The organism is Burkholderia sp. MSMB1459WGS, from assembly GCF_001534535.1.
In the GTDB taxonomy this organism is placed as follows: Bacteria; Pseudomonadota; Gammaproteobacteria; order Burkholderiales; family Burkholderiaceae; genus Burkholderia.
Window position 1 is genome coordinate 17798 of the sequence record NZ_LPMU01000080.1, and the last position, 19716, is coordinate 37513.

A 19716-nucleotide genomic window follows, 5' to 3' on the forward strand; every position below is an offset into this window, starting at 1 on the left:
TACGAAGCACGGAGAACGTCATGTCGGAGTCCCGGTCCGTCGACACGATCGGCGCGCTCGCCCACCTCATTCGCGCGACGCGGATCCAGCAGGGATTCACGCGGGACGAACTCGCGAACGCGACCGGGCTGTCGCCAAAATTCATCAGCCAGGTGGAAGCCGGCAAGCCGACCGCGCAAATCGGCAAGGTCATGCTGTTGCTCGGCGAACTGGGGGTGCGGCTGTATGCCGAATCGTCGATCGAGATTTCCGAAGCCACCGCGCTGAAGGCCGCGCAACGCCGCAGGAGCAGCCATGGCGGCTAGAACGCTGATCGCGTCCGCGAACGGCGTGCGCATGGGCACGCTGACCGACGACAAAGGCATCTGGTCGTTCGCGTACGACGCGAACTGGCTCGCGTCGCCCGCCGCGTATCCGCTGTCGCCGGCGTCTTCACCGACACGTCGACCGATCGCCCGGTCCAGTGGTTCTTCGACAACCTGCTGCCGGAGGAAGGCATGCGTACGTCGCTCGCGCGCGAGGCGAAGGTCGATGCGGCCGACGCGTGGGGCCTGCTCGCGTACTTCGGCCGCGAATCGGCCGGCGCGCTGACGCTGCTGGCCGACGGCGAACACGAAGCGGCCGGCGGCCTGCAACCGCTGCCGCTCGACGAGCTCGAACGCCGGATTCAGGCGATGCCCGAGCGCGCGCTGACGGCCACTGCACCCAAGCGCATGTCGGCGGCCGGCGCGCAGCAGAAGCTCCTGCTGGTGCTGCGCGGCGATGCGCCCGACTACGCGCTGTTCGAGCCGGTCGGCAGCGAACCGTCGATGCACCTGCTCAAACCCGACATGCGCGCGGCCGGCTATCCGCATTCGGCGATCAACGAGTTCTTCTGCATGCAGCTCGCGAAGAAGATGGGGCTCGACGTGCCCGACGTTCATTTCCTGCGCGCGCCGTCCGCCTGCTACGTGATCGACCGGTTCGACCGCGACATCACGTCCGAACCGGCCGGGCGCGTGCATACGATCGACGCGATGCAACTGCTGAACTACGACCGCGGTTTCAAATACCAGCGGGCCACTGCGCAGGAGCTTGCCCGTGCGATCGACCGCACCAGCACGCGCGCACTGACACGCCTGTCGGTGTTCCGCTGGACCGTGTTCAACGTGGTGGTCGGCAACGCCGACGCGCACCTGAAGAACCTGTCGTTCTTCGTCGACGCGCGCGGCTACCGGCTCGCGCCGTTCTACGACATCGTCAGTACGGTCGCGTATCACACGCCGACGCACCGCCCCGGCCATCGCGGCGATCACTGGCCGCACTGCGAGCTGACGATGCCGCTCGGGCATGCGACGCGGTTCGCCGATATCGACGTGGAGGCGCTGGTCGCGTTCGGTCAGGCGCTCGGGCTCAGGGAGAAAGCGGCCGCCACTGAATTGCAGCGTTTTCTCGAACCGCTCGATCGTCACGTCGAGCAAACGCTCGATGAAGTGCGGAACGTCGCGCATCCGGACGCCGGGGAAATGCGGTTGCTGAATTCGATCGTTGCCATGCCGATCGCGGAGATGGGGCGCGTGCTGCGGCAGACGCGCGGATAGGCTGCCACGCGCGGGCGTCGTGCCGCCCCCGATACCCGCGCGGCGCCCGGCGAATGTCGGGGCGTCAGCGGCGCGCCGCAAAAGCATCGACACCCGTCGCTGCCGCGGACCACGCCCACAGCCGCGACGCCTCCTCCGGATCGATCGCATGCGGCCGCACGCCCGATTCCTCGTTGCCGCGCGTCACCGCCGCAACGTCGCAATCCTCGCAATAGACGCCGCCGAGATCGGCGATGCGCGGCGACGTCGCCGCCCATACCTGGGTTGCCGCCCCCTGCGCAGGCGTCTTGAACGTCGGATCGACCGGCACGCCGTGCTCGTCGACCCAGCCCTGCGCCATCATTTCTTCTCGCGTCAGATGACGCTGCAGCGGCGTCGCGATCTTGCCGGGATGCAGCGAATACGCTCGGACACCGAACGGCGCCCCAAGCACGTCGAGCTGCACCGCGAACAATGCGTTGGCGGTTTTCGACTGCGCGTACGCCAGCCACTTGTCGTAACCGCGCGCGAACTCGATATCGTCCCAGCGGATCGGCGACAGCCGGTGCCCGAGCGACGACACCGCAATCACGCGCGCGCCGTCGCCGTGCGTCAGCACAGGCCACAGCCGGTTGACGAGCGCGTAGTGACCGAGGTGGTTGACGGCCATCTGCGCTTCCCGACCGTCGCCGACGCGCGTCTCGGGGCACGCCATGATGCCTGCGCTGTTGATGACGATATGCACGTTGCGCCGCGCGTCGACGAACCGCGCGGCGAATGCGGCCACGCTCGCGGCGTCGGCGAGTTCGAGCGGCGCGATCTCCACGCCGGCGATGCCGCGGGTCGCTTCGCGCGCGGCCGCGATGCTCCGTGCGCCGACGACGACGTGCGCGCCGGCTTGCGCCAGGGCACGCGTGGTTTCGAGGCCGAGGCCCGAATGGCCGCCCGTGACGACGGCGGTCTTGCCGTGCAGGTCGACGCCGGCCAGGACATCGCTCGCCGTCGAGGCGGCGTCGAATCCGGAATGAAGAGGGTGCTGCCTGCTCGTCATTGAAGGCTCCAGGAATGGTGCGCGAAGCACGCGGCCGCCCATCGGCCGCGTCACCGCACGAGATCATTCTCCGGCCGCACAGCCGGACTGTGAATGCAATAGAATCCGGTTTTTCGTCGAGATCGTCCGGGGTTGTGCGTGGATCCGCTATCGGAAGTGCTGTCGCTGCTGGAGACGCGCGACTCGTTTTTCACCGGCTTGCGGGCCGGCGGCCCGTGGGCGGTCGACCTTCCCCCACCCGACGGGATCAAGTTCAATGCGGTGGTCGAAGGCAGTTGCTGGCTGACCGTCGACGGTGCGGGACCGCCCGTCCGGCTGCGCGCGGGCGACTGCTTCCTGCTCGCCGCGCCGCGGGCGTTTTCGCTGGCGAGCGATCCGTCGGTCGCGCCGATCCCGGCCGCCGACATGTACCGGCATGTCGAACGCGGTATCGCGCACTATGGCGAACCGGCCGACTGCTTTCTGATCGGCGGCCGCTTCGCGTACGAGGAAGGCATGCCGCTGCTGCTCGGCAACCTGCCGCCCGTGGTGATCGTGAGCGGCGATTCCGAATCGGCAGCGGTGTTGCGCTGGTCGCTACAGCAACTCGCACGGGAATTCGACGCGTCGTCGCCGGGCGGGTCGCTGATGGTTCGGCATCTCGGCCACATGATGCTCGTACAGATTCTGCGGCGCTATGTGGACGCCGGCGCGAACGGCGATGTCGGGTGGCTTGCCGGGTTCGCGGATTCGCGGGTCAGCGCGGCGCTGGCCGCGATTCACGCCGCGCCCGAGCGACGCTGGACCGTCGACGCCCTGGCGGCCTGCTGCCACGTGTCGCGTTCCACGTTCGCGCTGCATTTCAAGCGGCGGCTCGGGTTCGGGCCGCTCGAATACGTGCTGCGGTGGCGGATACAGATGGCGATGCGCGAACTGCGCCGCTCGAACGCGTCGGTATCGGCGATCGCGCAGCGGCTCGGCTACGACTCGGATAGCGCGTTCGGCCATGCGTTCAAGCGCATCGTGGGTTGTTCGCCGCGCGCATATCGTCACGGCGTGACGAGCGAGTCGGGCAGCTAGCGTCGTTACCGCACCCCGGGCATGCGAGTTTGCGATTCCATCGACGCCACGCATTCGCATCGCGACTATCGGGATAAGTATTCTTATCACAATAGCTTCATTATCCGATCAAACCAGCGTTTGCGAAAACGCCCCGCCTGCGGCGAGGCGTCCACCGGTTCACCGCCCGATCGGCAAGCCGGTCGGTTCGATCCAGCCGAGCTTGTATGCGATCAGCAGCGACAGAAACAGCGTGACCGACAACCCGACGCGCGCGGCGAGCGACCACGCCATCCGCTTGGACTTGCCGCGATCGTGATTCATGAAGTACAGCGCGAAGATCAGGCTCGCGATGATCATCGCGAATGCCACAGAGACCAGCAGGGTTTTCATTGCCGTTGCCTTTGAAGTTCCGAATCGGCCCGAATCAGTTCGGCCAGTTTGTGCCGCTCGTCGGCGACGCCGCCGACGCCCGATGCCGGCCAGTCCAGCGCGACGCCGTTGCCGAGCGAATCGCGCACGAGTGCCTGATAGCGCCGGTCGTTGATCGTGCCGTGCTCCATCGTGTCCGAGATCTCGCGCCGGAACGGCAGCGGGAAACTCGCGTACGCGCGCGACAGCGCCGCGTATTGTCTCGCATCGATTTCTTTCGACGATGGTATGACAGTCCAGATCACCACGGCGACGATGGCCGTGAACGGAATCGCCGTGTAGCGAAGGATGAACTTGATCGGGGTCATGAAGCGGTGAGCAGAAGTGATCGCAAGCGCGCGCCGCGCAGCGGCGAAACGGCCAGCCAGCGGCACTTTGCATCATTGTACTGAAAGCACCATCCAGCCAACAGAGTATGATAATGACATTATCATGTTGATCACATGATTCGATGGCCCGGCATCCGCTGCGGGCGGTGTGCCCGTCACGCCGCCCGCAGCCGTTTTCCGCCCGTACCCGCGAACCCGCGACGATTGAGCGAAGCCCTTATGCCAGCGCAGTACTTCCGAAACCTGACGGGGAAACACCGCAGTGCGACCGCGAACCGCCAGCTCGGGTTTTCGCTCGCGTTCGTCGCCGGCGCGGCCAATGCTGGCGGTTTTCTCGCGGTCAAGCAGTACACGTCGCACATGAGCGGGATCGTGTCGGCGATCGCCGACCAAACGGCGCTCGGCGACGTGCGGTTCGCGCTCGCCGGCATCAGCTCGCTCGGGTCGTTCCTGATCGGCGCCAGTTGCTCGGCAATCCTCGTCAACTGGGGGCGCCGCCGCGGGCTGCACAGCCAGTTCATGCTGCCGCTGCTGGTCGAAGCCGCGCTGCTGTTGCTGTTCGGGCTGCTCGGCAGCCATCTCGCGCTGTGGGAAACCTTCTTCGTGCCGGTGACCGTGACGCTGCTGTGCTTCATCATGGGGCTGCAGAACGCGACGATCACGAAGCTGTCGGGCGCGGAAATCCGCACGACGCACGTGACGGGCATCGTGACCGATCTCGGCATCGAACTCGGGAAGCTGTTCTACTGGAACCGCTCCGCCATCGACGTCGACGCGCACGCGGTGATCGCCAACCGTTCGAAACTGAGGATTCACGCGACGATGCTCGCGTCGTTCTTCGTCGGCGGCCTCGCCGGAGCCATCGGTTTCAAGCACGTGGGCTACGTATCGACCGTGCCGCTCGCGGCGATGCTCGTCACGCTCGCGATCGTGCCGGTGATCGACGACCTGCTCGCGCTGCTGCGCAGCAGACGCTGATCGTGCGCTACGGGCGGTGCTTGCGCACGCTAACGCCGAAAGCGGATCGATTATAATTTGATTAACATATCGACCACCCTCGCCCCGTCATGGAAACGAAAACCGCCCGCCTGACCGTCCTGATCGATCCCGCGAAGAAGGAAGCCTTCGAGATGCTCTGCGCGGAGCAGGATCTTACGCCATCGCAAGTCGTGCGGCAGTTGATCCGCGAATATCTCGACCGGCACGGCGTCACGTACAAGACCCGCAGCGCGATCGGCAAGCGCGTGAAGTAAGCGCGACCGCAAAGGCGCGCGCCGCCGCTCAGTGCCCCCAGGTATCCGCAACGACCGTTACGCGCCGATCTCCCAGCGTTCGTGCGACTGCGCGCGCCAGACCAGCCGGCGCGGATCGATGCCCTCGCCGTGCTTCATGCGCCTCGCGGTGGCCGCCAGCTTCAGCTCGCCGGCCTGCGGGCAGGCGAGCGCCCGCTCCAGCAGGATACGCAACGACGGCAGCCGGCTGCCGTCCTTCCATGCGAATGCAACGAAGTTGTTGTCGTCGCCGCACGGCGCCAGCGCATACGACGAACCGAATACCGCTCGCAGTTGCTCGAGGTGTTGCGGCAATGCCGGATCGTCGTCCATGAAGTTGATCGCGAGCACCCCGGATTCGCTCAGGCGCGCGCGGCACGCATCGAGGAAGGTGCGACCCGTACAGCGGCCGCGCATACCGTCGGCGACGAACGCATCGTGCAGGATCACGTCCGTGCGGACGTCCGCCCGTTCCAGATGATCCGCGCCGTCCGCGCATACCACGCGAAAGCGCGCATCGTCGGCAGGAATCCTGAACACGTTGCGCAGCGCGATCACGTCCGGATTGATCTCGACCGCGTCGATCGCCGTGCCGGGCAGGTGGCGATAGCAGTACTTCGCGAGCGAACCGCCGCCGAGCCCGAGCATGCAGATGTGTGCGGGCTCGGCCTGCAGCAGCAGGAAACCCATCATCACGCGCGTATAACCGAGCGTCAGCTGCACCGGATCGCGCAGCGACATGAAGCTTTGGGTGCCGAAATGATCGAAGTGCAGCGAGAGCGCGTGCTGCGTCTTCAGCACGAACGGCCGGCCGTCGTTCAGCGGCGTCGCCAGGAGCCTGACGAACGCGTCGTAGGAAGTTCGATCCTCGGCCATGCGCGGGTACTCGGCTGAAAACGCGGCGGATGAAAACGCGGCGGATGAAAACGCGGATGCAACGGTCGCCTAACCGCGCGCTCAGACCTTCTTCAGGTAGCACGCCTTCAGCATGAAGCCGCCCATGTCGGTCTTGCAGTCGACTTCGTGATCGCCGCCGACGAGCCGGATGCTCTTGACCTTGGTGCCCATCTTCAGCGTGATCGACGAACCCTTCACGCGCAGATCCTTGATCAGCACCACCGAATCGCCGTCCGACAGCACGTTGCCGTTCGCATCCTTGACGACGTCGCCTGCCGGTTCGTCGCCGGCCTCGGCGCCGGCGTCGGCCGACCATTCATGGCCGCAGTCCGCGCACACGGTCAGCGCGCCGTCAGGGTAAGTGTTTTCCATCGCGCATTGCGGGCAGGCGGGGGCGTTCATTGCGGTTTCCATTCGGGGAGGCATTCGGGTCGATCGACGATGCCGGGCGAGCAGATTGCGCGCCCGGAGGTGCGGCGACTCGCCCGCGGCAGGGCCGCAGGCCGGCATCGGCACACACGGCATTATAATACAATTCACATGACCGGACCGATGCATTATAATCGTCCACTTTCGACAATCCGCGAATTTGAACGCACCTTTGCAGCCGATGTCGGCAAGTTCGCGCCGAATGACGCATGCAATCCGCCCGGCCGGCGCCTCGCAACCCTGCGGGAAATCTGCGCGCCGGCCGCCCGAAGTCCCCGCAGCACGTGCGCAACCGTGCATGTCGCGCGCTGCCGCGCCCACCCGCCCGGAGGCTTTCCAGCATCGTGGCAACCGTCGTGTACGTTGAAATCGGCCCCGCATGGAACCGCAATCGGGGTCGCGCCGCGCGCGACGCGGCCGTCGCCGCGGCACGCCGCTTCGAGAGCGACATCCAGTTGATCGCGAACGGGCTCGGCAGCAACGCAAAAGACAGCGGCGCGATTGCGGCGCTCCAGGTTCACGGCGGCACGTCGGCCCAGGTGCTCGCCACCGGCCCCGACGAGGAAGCGGCGCTGCACGCGCTGCTGCCGTTGCTCCAGGCAAGCTGATGCTCGGCGCCGCCGATCGCGCGGCCGCGCGCCGTCCACCCCGAAACGCCATTTCCCGAGGAAGCGATGAACGACAACCTGACGTCCAACACCCCCAACCTGTCGGCCTCCGCGATCTGGGCGCTCGAACGCCTCGCCGATGTTCGCTACGGCCGCGACGCGCCGGCGCTCGGCTGGTCGATCGAACAGGAACTCGTCGGCGCGGGCTTCGTCAGCCATGCGGCGAACGGACGCTCCGGCGCGTCGATCACCGCGCAGGGGCGCAATTTCCTGAAGAGCCGCAAGTAACCCGCCATTCGGCACGGGCACGATCTCGCGTTGTACGCAACACGCAGGCGCGTCGATTGCCGTTGTCAGCAAGCGGACCGACAACTCACCCCAGGCCGTGTTCGCACCGGTATTCGCCACACGGCGGCGAACGGCCCGCATTCGTCGAGCGCCCCGCGTGACGCGCCCCAGACCGCGACGCCGTCACGCGAGCCGGTCCGTGCGAGCACCGCCGGCCCCCGGCCATCCGCATGATGCGGTCGCATGCGCCGATGCGGGCGGGGATTGCATCCACATCGCCGTTTAGCGGTATCGTACGGGGCTCAAGCGCGGCGCCCTGCGTCGCCATCCCTTCCTCATGGAACGCCCGATGACATTCAGCGCCGCCCCCTCCGTCTCGTCCCCGCCCGTTCTCGATACGCCGCGCCTGATTCTCGAAGGCCATCCGCTCGGCGACTTCGACGCACTCGCCGCGATGTGGGCGGAACCCGGCGTCGTCGCGCACATCTTCAACGGCGAGCCTTCCAAGCCGCGCGACTCGTGGATGCGCATGCTCGCGTATCGCGGGCTGTGGCCGCTGCTCGGCTATGGCTACTGGGCGATCCGCGAAAAGGCGTCGGGCCGCTATGTCGGCGATCTCGGCTTCGCGGATTTCCACCGGAACATCGAGCCGCCGATTCGCGGCGTGCCGGAAGCCGGCTGGGCGCTGGCGACGTGGGCGCAGGGCAACGGCTATGCGACCGAGGCGCTCGCGGCCGCGCTCGGATGGCTCGACGCGCAGCAGCGGTTCGAGCGCAGCGTATGCCTGATCGCGCCGACCAACGTCGCATCGATTCGGGTCGCGGAGAAAGCCGGTTACGGCGAGCCGCTGCGCATCCGCTTCAACGACGCCGATTCGTTGATGTTTTCGCGAAAGTGTCGCTGAGCGCGGCGAGCCGGCTCCGGGTCAATCGGCGACCGGTTCGTAGCAATGCATGAACAGGCCGTCGTCCATCGGCCAGCAGTTGCCGCATTCGTCGCGCAGGATCCAGTCGCCCGGCTTCACCGAGCGCCAGCCTTCCGGCGTCGCGACCGCCCACTTGCCGTGACGGCGCTCTACCCGTTCATGGTCGCCGTCGGCGAACCAGCGCGTTGCCTCGACTTGCCCGGCGCGTTTTCTGAATTTCATGCCACCACCGAAAGAAACGAATCTCAGTGTCGCGTTGCCGCGGCACCGGTGTCGTGCGACTGCGGCCGCACACTCGGCGCGCTCGTTGTCGCGCGGGCCGCGTGCAACGCCGTCCAGCCTTCCGCGATGAGCGCCTCCAGCGTGTCGCGCGCGACGGTGGAGATCCGGACGTCGATCTCCTGCAGTTTCATCAGCGCCGACACGACCTCGTCCGGTTGATCGGGTGCGAGCGCAACGATGAACGCCGAACGCCTCTCGGCAGCCCGGACGGCCTCGCTCCAGTCGGCACGCGCCACCGCTGCTTCGATCGCTTGCGTGAGCGACTCGAGACTCAGGACGACTTGCAACGGCGTCATTTCGCCTCCCCGTGAATAATTCGCACTGTCCGCTTGCCCGCTCGCCGGGAGCCGGCGCGGCGTCGATCCGACCCGTGCGCCTCCGGTCACGCATGCGCGCAGCATGACTCGACGTGTCGTCGAAGCAGGCAGTCGATGCGACCGGGAAACGGACGCCACCGCAGTATGCGATGCGCGCGAGTCAGGTTCGGGAATTGTAGGGAGCGAGACGCGACAACGTCGGTAATATTTTGTAATGATATGTCGACTAACCTTGCCTGGCTTAGGTTCGGCCGGTGCGGGCCAGATTCGCGACGCCGGATTGGCGCAAACGTTTTCGTCTGAAGGATGCCCGCTCGCGCATCGTCGCGCGCGCCGCGCCGGATCTCGCATCGACCCGTTTCGATCTCACCCGCGGCCCGCCGCCGCCGCCCCGCGCTTTCCCCCTTCCAGCAGCGATTTGCCCATAGCTCAGTTCACCGAACGATTCAGATTTCGTCACATACCGCCGGAATGTTGCGCAGTATCATCCACGTCGCTTCGGCTACGACGCGCTCGGACTGGGCCTGACCGCTCGCCACCTTCCCGTTTTGCCCCCTTCGTTTACCGATGCCGATCCGAATCCTGCTCGTCGAAGACGACGTCCCGCTGTCCGCGCTGATCGCCGACTATCTGCGCAAGCATCATTACCAGGTGGATACGCTGTACGACGGTGCCGGCGCGGTGTCGGCGATCGTCGCGAGCCGCCCCGACCTGGTGCTGCTCGACGTCAACCTGCCGGGCAAGGACGGTTTCGAGATCTGCCGCGAAGCGCGCGTGCATTACGACGGTATCGTGATCATGGTGACGGGCCGCGACGAACCGTTCGACGAATTGCTCGGCCTGGAACTCGGTGCGGACGATTTTCTCCGCAAGCCGGTCGAGCCGCGCCTGCTGCTCGCGCGGATCAAGGCGCAGTTGCGGCGCACGCGCGTGCCGGCGAGCGACCCCGTGCCCGATACGCCGCAGCGATACGTATTCGGCAAGTTTTCGATCGACCGGGCCGATCGCCGCGTGCATCTTCCCGACGGCAGCGTGCCGCGTTTGACGTCGACCGAATTCGACCTGCTGTGGGCCCTCGTGTGCCGCGCGGGCGAGGTGGTCAGCCGGGAAGAGCTGACGCTGCTGCTGCGCGGCATCGCGTTCGACGGCCTCGATCGTTCGATCGACGGCCGCATCTCGAAGCTGCGCCGCAAGCTGCGCGACGATGCGAACGAACCGAAACGGATCAAGACCATCCGCTCCAGGGGCTATCAGTTCAGCAAGCACGCGTGGGATTGAGGCCGCGCGTGGACCGACGAACGGCATCGCACGCGCGGCCCGCGATGTCCGGCGCGCGCTCGCAGCTATTGCGGGCGAGCCGTACCGGTATCCGCATTCGTGCCCGCGCCGGCCTGCCATCCGCCGCCGAGCGCCTTGTACAGCGCGACGAGATCGGTCGTCGTCTGCAACGCACCCTGCTCGGCCTGCTGCCGGCCCTCCGACCATTGCCGCTCGGCATCCAGCACGTCGAGGAACGGCGACAACCCCTTTCGGTAACGATCGCGCGCAAGGTCCAGCGCGCCCTGTTCGGCCTTCACCGCATCGTCGAGCGCGGCCGCGCGCGCCTGATCGGTGCGGTACACGGCCAGCGCATTGTCGACGTCGCGCAGCGCGACGAGCACCGCCTGCCGGTAGGCGAGCGCCGCCTCGGCCTGGCGCGCCTGCGACAGCCGCAGGTTCGACACGAGCGCGCCGCCGGAAAAGATCGGCAGGGACACGGCCGGCCCGAACGCATAGAACAGATGCGACCAGTGCGCGAGTTCGCGCACGTGCGACGCGCGCAGGCCGACCTGCCCCGTCAGCGAAATGTCCGGATAGAACTGTGCGACCGCGACGCCGACGTCGGCGGTGGCCGCGTGCAGTTCGGCTTCCGCGCGGCGGATGTCGGGGCGCCGGCGCGCGAGCGTCGACGGCAAGCCGACGGGTACGGTCGGCGGCACGTCCGGCAACGCGCGCGGGGCGGCAAGCCAGTCGTCGAGCGCGCCCGGCGCGCCGCCGACCAGGTACGCGAGACCGTTGCGCAGCAGCACGATCTGCTGGTCGAACTGCGGCAGTTGGGCGCGAATCTGCGCGAGCCGCGCGTCGGCGCTGCGCACGTCGAGATCGCTCGCGAGACCATGCGCGGCCTGCTCGCGCGTCAGGTCGAGCAGGTCGCGCTGCGCGCGTTGCAGGTCGTCGGCCAGCGCGCGCTGCGCTTGCGCGCCGCGCAGTTGCAGATAGGTCTGCGCGACCTCGGCCTCGAGCGACAGCAGCGCGTCGTCGCGGCTCGCGACCGCCGCGCTCGTCTGGGCGCCGGCCGCTTCGACCGAGCGGCGCACGCGCCCGAACAGGTCCAGTTCCCACGACGCGTCGAACCCGGCCTGCCACAGGTTGACCGGCGCTTCGAGGGCATCGAGCGCGCCGCGCGCGCCTTGCTGCACGCGCGCGCCGGTTCCCGGCCCGAACCGGTCGAGCGGCGATCCCGGCGCGCCGAGACGATCGACGCGCTGGTCGATGCCCTGCTCCTCGACGATGCCTTTCAGGCCGAGCTGTTCGCGCTGGTAGCTGGCGGTCGCACGCACGTCCGGCAAACCCTGCGCGGCGGCGGCGCGAACCTGCGCGCGCGCCTGTGCGATGCGCAGCACGGCGGCCTGCACATCGAGGTTGTCGTGCGCGGCGCGCTCGACGAGCCGGTCGAGCAGCGGATCGCCGAACGCGCGCCACCAGCGCGGATCGGGGTCGGCGTCGATCGTCGGCGAAGACCGGACGGCCACGCCGGATGCGGGGGCCGCCGCCCGGCCGTCCGCCTGCATCGCATGCCAGGTGTCCGGTGCGTCCGCGTGCGGCGGCTGGTAGTCGGGTCCGACGGTGCAGCTTGCGACACCGGCGTATCCGATGAATATCGTCACCGCGCGACACGCGATAGCGCGAATCCAGCGGCGGTTGCGGTGCTCCCGATGCATGCGCATGTCAATGCCCTCCCGCGCCGCCCGCGGCCTTCGCCGGCGTGAACAGGAACGTCAGCGGAATGCTGAATGCGCAGAACACCGCGAGGATCGCGAACACGTCGATATACGCGAGGATCGTCGCCTGCGCGATGAATGTCTCGTACAGCCGCCCGTTCGCCGTCTGCTGCGCGGCCGGCGGCGGCGCGCCCGTCAGCGCGGCGATCGCGCGCGCGTTCTCCTGCAGCGCGTCCTGGAAGTTCTGCGACAGCGTCGACATGTGCGTGGACAGATGGGCCATGCGCGCCTGCGTGCGTTCGCGGATCAAGGCGGTCGACACCGAGATGCCGATCGAGCCCGCGACGTTGCGGAACATCGTGAACAGCGCGGACGCGTCGTCGTTGAGCCGCTGCGGCACGGTCAGGTACGCGAGCGTCGTGATCGGCACGAACATGAAGCCGATCGCGAGCGACTGCGCACACCGGATCATCATGAGGTGCGTGTAGTCGATGTCGGGCACCAGCGTGCGCGAATAGATCAGCGAGGCGCACAGCAGCACGAAACCGAACCCGACGAGATAGCGCGTCTGCACGTGCGGCATCAGCCGGCTCACGAGCGGAATCTCGAGCGTGATCAGCAGCGCGCCGGGCGACAGCACGAGGCCCGCGAGCGTCGCCGTGTAGCCGAGACGCTGCTGCGCGAGCTGCGGCACGATCACCGCGCTGCCGTACAGCACGGCCGCGAACGTCGCGATCGTCACGCAGCCGAGCGCGAAATTGCGATCGCGCAGGCACGACAGGTCGACCACCGGTTTCTTCGTGCGCAGCAGCCACAGCGTCGCGCCGATCAACCCGAGTGCGGACAGCACGGCAAACACGCGGATGAAGTTCGAGCCGAACCAGTCCTCGTCCTCGCCGCGATCGAGCATCACCTGCAGGCAACCGAGCCCGATCGCGATCAGCCCGATGCCGATGTAGTCGATGGAGATCCCGCGGTCGGCGCCGCGCCGCCACGGCGGATCCTCGACGAGCTGCATCACCGCGAGCACGGTCAGCGCGCCGATCGGCACGTTGAGCAGGAACACCCAGCGCCACGAGAAATGGTCGGTGATCCAGCCACCGAGCGTCGGCCCGAGCACCGGCGCGACGACGATCGCGATCGCCGAGATCGAGAACGCGCGGTTGCGCTGCTCGGGCGGAAACGTATCGAGGATGATCGACTGCTGGTTCGGCTGCAGGCCGCCGCCGAACAACCCCTGCAGCACGCGGAACACGATCAGTTCGCCGAGGTTGGTCGCGACGCCGCACAGGAACGAGCACACGGTAAACGCGGCGATGCACAGCAGGAAGTAGCGCTTGCGGCCGAGCATGCGCCCGAGGAAGCCCGAGATCGGCAGCACGATGCCGTTCGCGACGAGATACGACGTGAGCGTCCAGGTCGCCTCGTCGTAGCTCGCCGACATCGTGCCGGCGATGTGCGGCAGCGCCACGTTGACGATCGTCGTGTCGAGGATTTCCATGAACGCGGCGAGCGTGACGACGATCGCGATGAGCCACGGGTTCGCGGCGGGACGCCACGTGCCATCGGATGCGCCGCTGCGATCGGGCGGCCGGTTCATCGGCGGGCCTCGTCAGGCGGGAACGGCATGCGGGTATCGGGCATCGGATCGCTCCGGTCGAAACCGGCCGCGGCACGGCGGCCGGTCATTTCAGATGGACGGTCGGCTCGACCGACAGGCCGAGACCGAGCGGCGGACGGGTCGGCAGCGGGCCGTCGAGCACGATCTTCACCGGCACGCGCTGCACGATCTTCACGAAGTTGCCGGTCGCGTTCTCGGTCGGAAACGCGGAGAAGCGCGACCCGCTGCCGAGCTGGATGCTGTCGACGTGGCCGTGCAGGTCGAGATCGGGGTACGCGTCGACCGACACGTCGACGCGGTCGCCGATGCGCATCCGCTCGAGCTGCGACTCCTTGAAATTGGCGGTGATCCACACGCGCGGCGTGACGATCGAAAAGATCGACGTGCCCGGTTGCAGGAACGAGCCCAGTTGCACGTTGCGTCGCGTGACCCAGCCGTCGGACGGCGCGCGCATTTCGCAGTACGACAGGTTCAGGTTGGCCGTCTCGAGCTGCGCGCGCGCCTGCAGCACCTGCTGGCGTCGTTCCTCGACGGCCGTCTCGGCCTGCCGGATCTGTTGCGGCACGAGGCTCGCGGTACGCGCCTGCGCCTGGGCCATCGCGACGTTCGCGTCGGCGGTCGCGCGCTGCGCGTCGGCGGCGTCGATCGCCTGCTGCGACGTCGCGCGCGCATCGACCGCGCGCTGCCGCGTCTGCGCGGCGAGCGCCTGCCGGTACGCGGCTTCCGCGGACTCGATCTGCGCACGCGCCTGCCGGTACTGGGCCGGATACTGCACGCGCGCGATATCGAGCTGCACGCCCGCCGCGTCGAGCTGCGCCTGCGCGAGACCGAGCTGCGCCTGCGCCGCGTCGACCTGCGCGCGGTAGTCGCGCGGATCGATCTCGACGAGCACGTCGCCGCGCCGCACGAATGTGTTGTCGTCGATCGCCAGCCGCGTCACGTAGCCGGACACGTGCGGCGCGACCGCGACCGCGTTGCCGTCGGTATACGCATCGTCGGTGCTGACCTGGTTGCGCGTCGCGAACCACCAGACGAACCCGGCGACGAGCAGCACGACCACCACCGCGCCGAGGATGATCAGCGGCTTTTTGCCGGGGCGCTTGCGTTCGCCGTCGCCGTTGCCGCCCTCTCCGTCGCCGCCGGTGCGGCCGCCGCGATCGTCGTGCGGATGATCATCGCCGCCACCGCCGCCCGGGGCGTCGGTCGGGCGCTCGCCATCGTTGCGGCCCGGCGCGGCCGCCGAGCCGCTGCCGCCGCCGGACTGGCCGTCGCCCGCACGCGCGAGCTCGGTCGGCCAGCGGGCGTGCAGCGGCGTCGACAGGGCGACACCGGCCGCCGCCGACGCGAACGCGTCCGGCGCGCCGGTGCCGGGCGGTCCGGGCGTCAGCGCGCGCCGGACCGCGGCGCCAAATCGCTCACGAACGGACAACGGGCACAGGATCGCATCGGGCATAAACGGAACTCCAGGCGGTGGCCGCGAGCGTCATTGCCCGCGCCGACCTCAAGCGCGCGCTCAAGCAAACAGCGGACCCGGGGCGTGCTTCGCCCGAAACCGGCAGCCCGAACCCGGCACGCCCGATGCGCGACACGTACGCTTCGACGGCCCCGACAGGACTCGCGAACCATGAAGCGCTCGACCTCACTCGATACCGACACGCGCAACGAAGATCGCGGCGACAGCACGCCCGGCCCCGAAGGCAAGCGCCGTGGCACAGCCACGCCGCCGCCGCGCAGCGCCCGCGACCCGGCCGAAGGCAAGCCGGCGGAGCCGGAAGGCGGGACGCCGCCGCATCCCACGCCATCGAGCGAACACGGCGATTCGTGAGCGCCGCGCGCCGCACGGAATCGCCGCCCGCGTGGCCGCGACAGGCGGCGGCAGAAATGACAAGCCGTTGAAAAATCGCGGACGACGGCCCGACAGGCGGCCCCGAAACGCTCGCGCGACGGCCGGCGCGGCGGCGACGCAGGAACGCATGTTGCGGCACCGGATCATGGATCTTTCAATCACCCGTCGCCTGCCCTTCATGACGCTCCCCGACCCGTCCGATTTCCCTGTTCGCGCGGTACCGCTGGCGCCGCTGGCGAAGGAACGCGCGACGATCGTCTGCCATCGCAACCAACGCGTGCTGCTGGTCGCCCGCGGACCGTCGTCGCGCTGGACGCTGCCGGGCGGCGTGATTCGCCGGGGCGAATCGGCGCTCGACGCCGCGCATCGCGAACTTCGGGAGGAAACGGGGCTCGCCGATCTCGAGCTCGCCTATTTCTTCTACGTGGACGGCAGCGTGAAACGCCATCACGTATTCGTCGCGAACCTGCCGCGCGGCGCGCACGCGTGCCCGGGCCGGGAAATCGCGCTGTGCCGCTGGGTCGGGATCCACGCGGTGCCGCACTGGCCGGCGAGCGCGCCGACGCAGCGCATCATCCGTCAGTTCGCGGACCTGTGCGCCGCGTGCGGCCTGCCGCCGGCGCCGGTCACGCGTCTTTCGTCGCCTCGTTGAGTCCGGCGACCGGGGATTGCGGATCGCGCGCGAGCCCTTGCGCGAAGACCTTCAATCCTTCGAGAAGCGGCGTCAACGCATCCCACAGCGCCTCGTCGTGCAGCAGCCGGTAGATGCCGCGCACGCCGGGCGCGACATGCTCGTGCTGTGCCGGCTGCCATGCGCCGACGTGATGCAACGCGTCGGCTGCCGCAAACGCGGCACGGCCGAACTGTTCCGGCGGAATGCGCGACAGCGCCGTCACGAGCATGGCGAGATTCTGCATGCCGCTCTGCATGCCGGGTTTGTCGAGCGCGTCGACGAACGTGTCGGCCAGCCGCGCGTTCGCGCTGACCACCTCGTTCGCGAAGCGCAGGAAGCCGTGCCGATGCAGGCTGCCGAGCAGGTGTTCGAGCGCGTCGTGCGCGCCGGGCTCCGGATGCGGAGACGTCGTGTCGGGGGGCTGGCGTTCGGTCATGGGCTTGCTCCGGGTGGGGCGCCAGGCCGCCGTCGTGCCGGCAGCCGTACGTGCGCCGAATGCTTGTCGTATTCGTTCACCGGCCCGCCGGTGCGGGCAGCCGCCGCCGCGTCAGTGCGCATGACCGCCTGGCGGCGCCTTGTATTCGCTGCGCGCGCCCATCGCATCCTCGACGTGATGCACGCCATGCAATGCGGCGACGCCGTCGATCAATGCCTGCCGTTCGGACTCCTCGACCTGCCCGGTCAGGCATACGTTGCCGCGCTCGACGCTCACGTCGATGTCGCGCGGGCGACCGACGAGCCGGCCGAGCGCAGCACGCACGCGCTCGGCGACCTGCACGTCGCTCGCATCGCCCGCGAGCCAGTCCGCCCGCAGGCCGGCAATCGCGCCGCGCGCATGGTCGGCCGCCCGCTTCGCCTGCGTATTCGCATAATCGGCCACGCCATGCCGGCCCGCAACCGCCTTGTCGCGCAGATAAGCGCGTCGCCGCCGGCCGGACGAAGGATCGAGGAAGTACATCGCGGCCGCCCCGCACGCAACGGCCACCGCAAGATTCAACAACGGATTCGAAGGGGTTCTGGAGTTCATGGAGGCACCGTAGGCAATACCCGGGACAGCCGGGCTTCGTTTCGGTATGCAGCACGTGCCGTTCCCCGGTGCAAGCGTCGCGTGCAAGCCGTCGCGCGGCGATGCGGCGCCGGAAACGACAAGCGTTTGAAAAATCATCGGGCCGCGCATCGCTCGACCTGAAGACCGGAAAATCGGAAGATCAGGATTCGGGCGTGCCGGCCGTTTCCGCCCGCTTGCCGCCCGGCTCGTCCTCGCCGCGCTCGGCCGCGCGCTGCGCCATGTCGACGTAGGTTTGCGCCAGCGCGCGCAACTCTTCCTCCGACGCATCCTCGATCCCGATCAGCCGGTCGCTCGCCGCGCGCGTCACCGCGAGCAGTTCGTCGAGCTTCAGATGCAACGCCACGCTGTCGCGGTTCTGGTTGCGTTGCAGCAGGAACACCATCAGGAACGTGATGATCGTGGTGCCGGTATTGATGACGAGCTGCCACGCATCGGAGTAGTGAAACACCGGCCCGCTCACGAGCCACAGCACGGTGATGGCGACCGCGCTGCCGAACGCCACCGGCGAGCCGGCCCAGGTGGTCACGCTCGACGCAAAACGTTCGAACGCGCGGGTGACGGCGTGCCCGGCCGGCCGGGAACCGGCGCCGGCCTCGCACGCCGTGTCGCGACGGTCGCACGGTGGTTCGTTGGGTTCGCGCATGAAAGCCTCCGATTCGATGGTTGGTTTGAATGCGCATGAACCGCGTCGCCGCCCGCCGCGGAGCGCACGCAAGCGAGGGCCGCTCGAGGTTCGGTCCCGTCTGCGCGCCGTCGAGACGAGCATCGCGCGTGCCCGCCCGCACACCCCATCCGGCGGCGGCTTCACTGCGGCGCGTGCGTGTCCTCGTCATCCGGGAAATAGCGCGTGTCGGTCAGCTGTGCGATGCCGTCGAGATCCGGAAAGATCGTCGCGACGCTCACGCCGACGCCGGCAAGCTCCTGCCGGATCGTCGCGAACCGGGCGCCCGGCACGACGATGCGCATGAGGCGGCCGGCGAAGTCCGCATGCTCGTCGAGCGGCACGAAACGCTCGGCGCCGGCGTCGTAACAGTGAATCGTGAACCAGCCATCCTGCGCGGTGATTCTCGGCATCACGTGGCGCGGCCGGAACACCTTGGTGCGCGCGACCTGCAGCGGGGCGCGCCGTTCGGCGGCGGTCGCGATGTCGTCGGCGTCGTGCGACAGGCACCACACCACGCCGTCGCCGCCCGATTCGCCCGCGCGCCTGACCGCGAACCACAGCGCGGCCAGTGCGTTGCCGGACCAGTCGAGCAGACGCGTGCGCATCCCGTGCTGCTGCGCGAGCGCGAGCCAGTCGCACGCATCGAGGTTCTGCCCGGGTTCGAGATGCGGCAGCGCGCGCCGCGTGAATTCGTCCAGCATCCGCGCTTCGACGTCTGGCGACGCGCGCTGCCGCGCGATGCCCGGCACGAGCGGCCAGCCGGCGTTGCACTGGCCGCGAAAGAGCCGCAGCGCCATCGTCCGACGCTGCGCGCCGATCACGGCCATGTAGTCGGCCACGCTGTCGATCGAGCGGCCTGCCGCCTCGTGCTCACCGTCCATGCGTCGCGCCTCCTGTCGCTTTTGCCCGTATTCGCGGCCGTCTCGGCGGCACGTGTTCGGCAGGGTCGCTTGCCGGATGCGGCGCGACCGGTACGGCCGGCTGCGTATCGCCGTATCGCATCGCGGCTCACGGCGTCTTGCCGTGCTCCTTCTGCCAGCGCTCCATCAACGCGATCTCGTCGCGCTGCGCGGCGACGATCCGGCTCGCGAGCTGCCGCAGCGTCGGGTCCTTGCCGTATTTGAGCTCGACCTGCGCCATGTCGATCGCGCCCTGGTGATGCGGCGCCATGTGCGCGACGAAATCGCGATCGGCATCGCCCGTGTACGGCGCACTCTCCATCGCTTCCATCATTTTTCGGTCGGCGCGCTTGAACGCCTGCGTGGACGTGTCGGGCACGCTGACGGGATTGGCGGGGCGCAACTGCCCGGCCGCGGGCAGCGCCGACGCGCACGCAGCCAGCAGTGCGCAGGCGGCGCAACGGCGCAGGGATGAACGGTTGAATACTGGCATGAGACGATTCCTCGACAAGAAAGTGAATGGTTCGCTCGCGGCAT

General features: G+C 68.3%; 26 protein-coding genes and 1 pseudogene. 12 read left to right on the forward strand and 15 right to left on the reverse strand.

Features of this window, described 5'->3' with window-relative positions:
* Positions 1-20 precede the first annotated feature (20 nt).
* The 3 genes and pseudogenes from WT97_RS30495 to WT97_RS30500 all read left to right on the forward strand — a co-directional run bounded on the left by WT97_RS30495 (position 21) and on the right by WT97_RS30500 (position 1580).
* Positions 21-305, forward strand: coding sequence for a helix-turn-helix domain-containing protein (locus WT97_RS30495; RefSeq protein WP_059499329.1), 285 nt, complete (start codon positions 21-23; stop codon positions 303-305).
* A gap of 31 nt (positions 306-336) precedes the next feature.
* Positions 337-536: pseudogene (locus WT97_RS35060) on the forward strand (HipA N-terminal domain-containing protein); the annotation flags it as partial.
* Between the two features lie 177 nt (positions 537-713).
* On the forward strand, positions 714-1580 hold the full coding sequence (locus tag WT97_RS30500; RefSeq protein WP_257128586.1) for a HipA domain-containing protein: 867 nt from the start codon (positions 714-716) through the stop codon (positions 1578-1580).
* Between the two features lie 64 nt (positions 1581-1644).
* Here the strand turns inward: WT97_RS30500 and WT97_RS30505 are convergent, their stop codons facing one another.
* The gene (locus tag WT97_RS30505) at positions 1645-2610 is read right to left on the reverse strand and encodes an SDR family NAD(P)-dependent oxidoreductase (protein WP_060035331.1); all 966 of its coding nucleotides are present in this window, start codon (positions 2608-2610) and stop codon (positions 1645-1647) included.
* Positions 2611-2748: 138 nt separating this feature from the next.
* On the opposite strand from WT97_RS30505, the gene WT97_RS30510 reads away from it, so the two are divergent.
* A complete protein-coding gene (locus WT97_RS30510; RefSeq protein WP_060354980.1) occupies positions 2749-3669 on the forward strand; it encodes an AraC family transcriptional regulator in 921 nt (306 codons plus the stop codon).
* Positions 3670-3828: 159 nt separating this feature from the next.
* Here the strand turns inward: WT97_RS30510 and WT97_RS30515 are convergent, their stop codons facing one another.
* Both WT97_RS30515 and WT97_RS30520 read right to left on the reverse strand, forming a co-directional pair.
* Positions 3829-4041 (reverse strand): twin transmembrane helix small protein, encoded by a 213-nt coding sequence (locus WT97_RS30515; RefSeq protein ID WP_006489184.1) that lies wholly within the window; start codon positions 4039-4041, stop codon positions 3829-3831.
* Entirely contained in the window at positions 4038-4388 is a 351-nt protein-coding gene (locus WT97_RS30520) for a hypothetical protein (protein WP_059779919.1), read from the reverse strand. The genes WT97_RS30515 and WT97_RS30520 overlap by 4 nt, the downstream gene beginning before the upstream one ends.
* 240 nt (positions 4389-4628) lie before the next feature.
* Between WT97_RS30520 and WT97_RS30525 the strand changes: the two genes are divergently transcribed.
* Positions 4629-5387 carry a YoaK family protein gene (locus tag WT97_RS30525; protein ID WP_059499325.1) on the forward strand — a complete coding sequence of 253 codons (759 nt, stop codon included), beginning with the start codon at positions 4629-4631 and terminating at the stop codon, positions 5385-5387.
* Positions 5388-5476: 89 nt separating this feature from the next.
* A complete protein-coding gene (locus WT97_RS30530; RefSeq protein ID WP_006489181.1) occupies positions 5477-5662 on the forward strand; it encodes a ribbon-helix-helix protein, CopG family in 186 nt (61 codons plus the stop codon).
* A gap of 57 nt (positions 5663-5719) precedes the next feature.
* Here WT97_RS30530 and WT97_RS30535 read toward each other — a convergent pair whose 3' ends face one another.
* Together WT97_RS30535 and WT97_RS30540 are read right to left on the reverse strand one after the other, a co-directional pair.
* Positions 5720-6556 carry a spermidine synthase gene (locus tag WT97_RS30535; protein ID WP_060354981.1) on the reverse strand — a complete coding sequence of 279 codons (837 nt, stop codon included), beginning with the start codon at positions 6554-6556 and terminating at the stop codon, positions 5720-5722.
* Between the two features lie 81 nt (positions 6557-6637).
* Positions 6638-6991, reverse strand: coding sequence for a zinc ribbon domain-containing protein YjdM (locus WT97_RS30540; protein WP_373557108.1), 354 nt, complete (start codon positions 6989-6991; stop codon positions 6638-6640).
* Between the two features lie 224 nt (positions 6992-7215).
* Between WT97_RS30540 and WT97_RS35065 the strand changes: the two genes are divergently transcribed.
* From WT97_RS35065 to WT97_RS30555, 3 genes are all read left to right on the forward strand, one after another.
* Positions 7216-7614 carry an HPr family phosphocarrier protein gene (locus WT97_RS35065; RefSeq protein WP_257128580.1) on the forward strand — a complete coding sequence of 133 codons (399 nt, stop codon included), beginning with the start codon at positions 7216-7218 and terminating at the stop codon, positions 7612-7614.
* A 66-nt stretch (positions 7615-7680) separates the two neighbouring features.
* The gene (locus WT97_RS30550) at positions 7681-7902 is read left to right on the forward strand and encodes a hypothetical protein (protein ID WP_034209183.1); all 222 of its coding nucleotides are present in this window, start codon (positions 7681-7683) and stop codon (positions 7900-7902) included.
* A 337-nt stretch (positions 7903-8239) separates the two neighbouring features.
* Positions 8240-8806: a GNAT family N-acetyltransferase gene (locus WT97_RS30555; RefSeq protein WP_060035336.1), complete on the forward strand. Its 567-nt coding sequence runs from the start codon at positions 8240-8242 to the stop codon at positions 8804-8806.
* A gap of 21 nt (positions 8807-8827) precedes the next feature.
* Here the strand turns inward: WT97_RS30555 and WT97_RS30560 are convergent, their stop codons facing one another.
* On the reverse strand, positions 8828-9049 hold the full coding sequence (locus WT97_RS30560; RefSeq protein WP_059794237.1) for a hypothetical protein: 222 nt from the start codon (positions 9047-9049) through the stop codon (positions 8828-8830).
* Positions 9050-9072: 23 nt separating this feature from the next.
* Positions 9073-9405 carry a hypothetical protein gene (locus WT97_RS30565; protein ID WP_060354982.1) on the reverse strand — a complete coding sequence of 111 codons (333 nt, stop codon included), beginning with the start codon at positions 9403-9405 and terminating at the stop codon, positions 9073-9075.
* 588 nt (positions 9406-9993) lie between these two features.
* Between WT97_RS30565 and WT97_RS30570 the strand changes: the two genes are divergently transcribed.
* The gene (locus tag WT97_RS30570; protein WP_060035340.1) at positions 9994-10704 is read left to right on the forward strand and encodes a response regulator; all 711 of its coding nucleotides are present in this window, start codon (positions 9994-9996) and stop codon (positions 10702-10704) included.
* 65 nt (positions 10705-10769) lie between these two features.
* Here WT97_RS30570 and WT97_RS30575 read toward each other — a convergent pair whose 3' ends face one another.
* From WT97_RS30575 to WT97_RS30585, 3 genes are all read right to left on the reverse strand, one after another.
* Entirely contained in the window at positions 10770-12413 is a 1644-nt protein-coding gene (locus WT97_RS30575; RefSeq protein WP_060354983.1) for an efflux transporter outer membrane subunit, read from the reverse strand.
* 1 nt (position 12414) lies between these two features.
* Positions 12415-14007 (reverse strand): DHA2 family efflux MFS transporter permease subunit, encoded by a 1593-nt coding sequence (locus WT97_RS30580; RefSeq protein ID WP_060354984.1) that lies wholly within the window; start codon positions 14005-14007, stop codon positions 12415-12417.
* Between the two features lie 85 nt (positions 14008-14092).
* The gene (locus tag WT97_RS30585; protein WP_059794232.1) at positions 14093-15481 is read right to left on the reverse strand and encodes an HlyD family secretion protein; all 1389 of its coding nucleotides are present in this window, start codon (positions 15479-15481) and stop codon (positions 14093-14095) included.
* 171 nt (positions 15482-15652) lie between these two features.
* On the opposite strand from WT97_RS30585, the gene WT97_RS30590 reads away from it, so the two are divergent.
* Positions 15653-15853: a hypothetical protein gene (locus tag WT97_RS30590; RefSeq protein WP_059499316.1), complete on the forward strand. Its 201-nt coding sequence runs from the start codon at positions 15653-15655 to the stop codon at positions 15851-15853.
* Between the two features lie 199 nt (positions 15854-16052).
* Positions 16053-16526 (forward strand): NUDIX hydrolase, encoded by a 474-nt coding sequence (locus WT97_RS30595; protein ID WP_059499315.1) that lies wholly within the window; start codon positions 16053-16055, stop codon positions 16524-16526.
* Here the strand turns inward: WT97_RS30595 and WT97_RS30600 are convergent.
* From WT97_RS30600 to WT97_RS30620, 5 genes are all read right to left on the reverse strand, one after another.
* On the reverse strand, positions 16501-16983 hold the full coding sequence (locus WT97_RS30600) for a hypothetical protein (protein WP_060035342.1): 483 nt from the start codon (positions 16981-16983) through the stop codon (positions 16501-16503). The two genes, WT97_RS30595 and WT97_RS30600, sit on opposite strands and share 26 nt — an antisense overlap.
* A gap of 111 nt (positions 16984-17094) precedes the next feature.
* The gene (locus WT97_RS30605) at positions 17095-17574 is read right to left on the reverse strand and encodes a BON domain-containing protein (RefSeq protein ID WP_059835055.1); all 480 of its coding nucleotides are present in this window, start codon (positions 17572-17574) and stop codon (positions 17095-17097) included.
* A gap of 181 nt (positions 17575-17755) precedes the next feature.
* On the reverse strand, positions 17756-18259 hold the full coding sequence (locus WT97_RS30610) for a low affinity iron permease family protein (RefSeq protein ID WP_060354985.1): 504 nt from the start codon (positions 18257-18259) through the stop codon (positions 17756-17758).
* Positions 18260-18420: 161 nt separating this feature from the next.
* Positions 18421-19161 (reverse strand): FRG domain-containing protein, encoded by a 741-nt coding sequence (locus WT97_RS30615; RefSeq protein WP_060354986.1) that lies wholly within the window; start codon positions 19159-19161, stop codon positions 18421-18423.
* Positions 19162-19288: 127 nt separating this feature from the next.
* On the reverse strand, positions 19289-19672 hold the full coding sequence (locus tag WT97_RS30620) for a DUF305 domain-containing protein (RefSeq protein ID WP_059499348.1): 384 nt from the start codon (positions 19670-19672) through the stop codon (positions 19289-19291).
* Between the last annotated feature and the right edge of the window lie 44 nt (positions 19673-19716).

What these genes read in the sequence shown, in the direction of transcription:
- WT97_RS30495 (WP_059499329.1), top strand. Translation starts at nt 21, where the DNA reads ATGTCGGAGTCCCGGTCCGTCGACACGATCGGCGCGCTCGCCCACCTC.
- WT97_RS30500 (WP_257128586.1), top strand. Translation starts at nt 714, where the DNA reads ATGTCGGCGGCCGGCGCGCAGCAGAAGCTCCTGCTGGTGCTGCGCGGC.
- WT97_RS30505 (WP_060035331.1), bottom strand. Translation starts at nt 2,610, where the DNA reads ATGACGAGCAGGCAGCACCCTCTTCATTCCGGATTCGACGCCGCCTCG.
- WT97_RS30515 (WP_006489184.1), bottom strand. Translation starts at nt 4,041, where the DNA reads ATGAAAACCCTGCTGGTCTCTGTGGCATTCGCGATGATCATCGCGAGC.
- WT97_RS30520 (WP_059779919.1), bottom strand. Translation starts at nt 4,388, where the DNA reads ATGACCCCGATCAAGTTCATCCTTCGCTACACGGCGATTCCGTTCACG.
- WT97_RS30525 (WP_059499325.1), top strand. Translation starts at nt 4,629, where the DNA reads ATGCCAGCGCAGTACTTCCGAAACCTGACGGGGAAACACCGCAGTGCG.
- WT97_RS30530 (WP_006489181.1), top strand. Translation starts at nt 5,477, where the DNA reads ATGGAAACGAAAACCGCCCGCCTGACCGTCCTGATCGATCCCGCGAAG.
- WT97_RS30535 (WP_060354981.1), bottom strand. Translation starts at nt 6,556, where the DNA reads ATGGCCGAGGATCGAACTTCCTACGACGCGTTCGTCAGGCTCCTGGCG.
- WT97_RS30540 (WP_373557108.1), bottom strand. Translation starts at nt 6,991, where the DNA reads ATGGAAACCGCAATGAACGCCCCCGCCTGCCCGCAATGCGCGATGGAA.
- WT97_RS35065 (WP_257128580.1), top strand. Translation starts at nt 7,216, where the DNA reads ATGCAATCCGCCCGGCCGGCGCCTCGCAACCCTGCGGGAAATCTGCGC.
- WT97_RS30550 (WP_034209183.1), top strand. Translation starts at nt 7,681, where the DNA reads ATGAACGACAACCTGACGTCCAACACCCCCAACCTGTCGGCCTCCGCG.
- WT97_RS30555 (WP_060035336.1), top strand. Translation starts at nt 8,240, where the DNA reads ATGGAACGCCCGATGACATTCAGCGCCGCCCCCTCCGTCTCGTCCCCG.
- WT97_RS30560 (WP_059794237.1), bottom strand. Translation starts at nt 9,049, where the DNA reads ATGAAATTCAGAAAACGCGCCGGGCAAGTCGAGGCAACGCGCTGGTTC.
- WT97_RS30565 (WP_060354982.1), bottom strand. Translation starts at nt 9,405, where the DNA reads ATGACGCCGTTGCAAGTCGTCCTGAGTCTCGAGTCGCTCACGCAAGCG.
- WT97_RS30570 (WP_060035340.1), top strand. Translation starts at nt 9,994, where the DNA reads ATGCCGATCCGAATCCTGCTCGTCGAAGACGACGTCCCGCTGTCCGCG.
- WT97_RS30575 (WP_060354983.1), bottom strand. Translation starts at nt 12,413, where the DNA reads ATGCGCATGCATCGGGAGCACCGCAACCGCCGCTGGATTCGCGCTATC.
- WT97_RS30580 (WP_060354984.1), bottom strand. Translation starts at nt 14,007, where the DNA reads ATGAACCGGCCGCCCGATCGCAGCGGCGCATCCGATGGCACGTGGCGT.
- WT97_RS30585 (WP_059794232.1), bottom strand. Translation starts at nt 15,481, where the DNA reads ATGCCCGATGCGATCCTGTGCCCGTTGTCCGTTCGTGAGCGATTTGGC.
- WT97_RS30590 (WP_059499316.1), top strand. Translation starts at nt 15,653, where the DNA reads ATGAAGCGCTCGACCTCACTCGATACCGACACGCGCAACGAAGATCGC.
- WT97_RS30595 (WP_059499315.1), top strand. Translation starts at nt 16,053, where the DNA reads ATGACGCTCCCCGACCCGTCCGATTTCCCTGTTCGCGCGGTACCGCTG.
- WT97_RS30600 (WP_060035342.1), bottom strand. Translation starts at nt 16,983, where the DNA reads ATGACCGAACGCCAGCCCCCCGACACGACGTCTCCGCATCCGGAGCCC.
- WT97_RS30605 (WP_059835055.1), bottom strand. Translation starts at nt 17,574, where the DNA reads ATGAACTCCAGAACCCCTTCGAATCCGTTGTTGAATCTTGCGGTGGCC.
- WT97_RS30610 (WP_060354985.1), bottom strand. Translation starts at nt 18,259, where the DNA reads ATGCGCGAACCCAACGAACCACCGTGCGACCGTCGCGACACGGCGTGC.
- WT97_RS30615 (WP_060354986.1), bottom strand. Translation starts at nt 19,161, where the DNA reads ATGGACGGTGAGCACGAGGCGGCAGGCCGCTCGATCGACAGCGTGGCC.
- WT97_RS30620 (WP_059499348.1), bottom strand. Translation starts at nt 19,672, where the DNA reads ATGCCAGTATTCAACCGTTCATCCCTGCGCCGTTGCGCCGCCTGCGCA.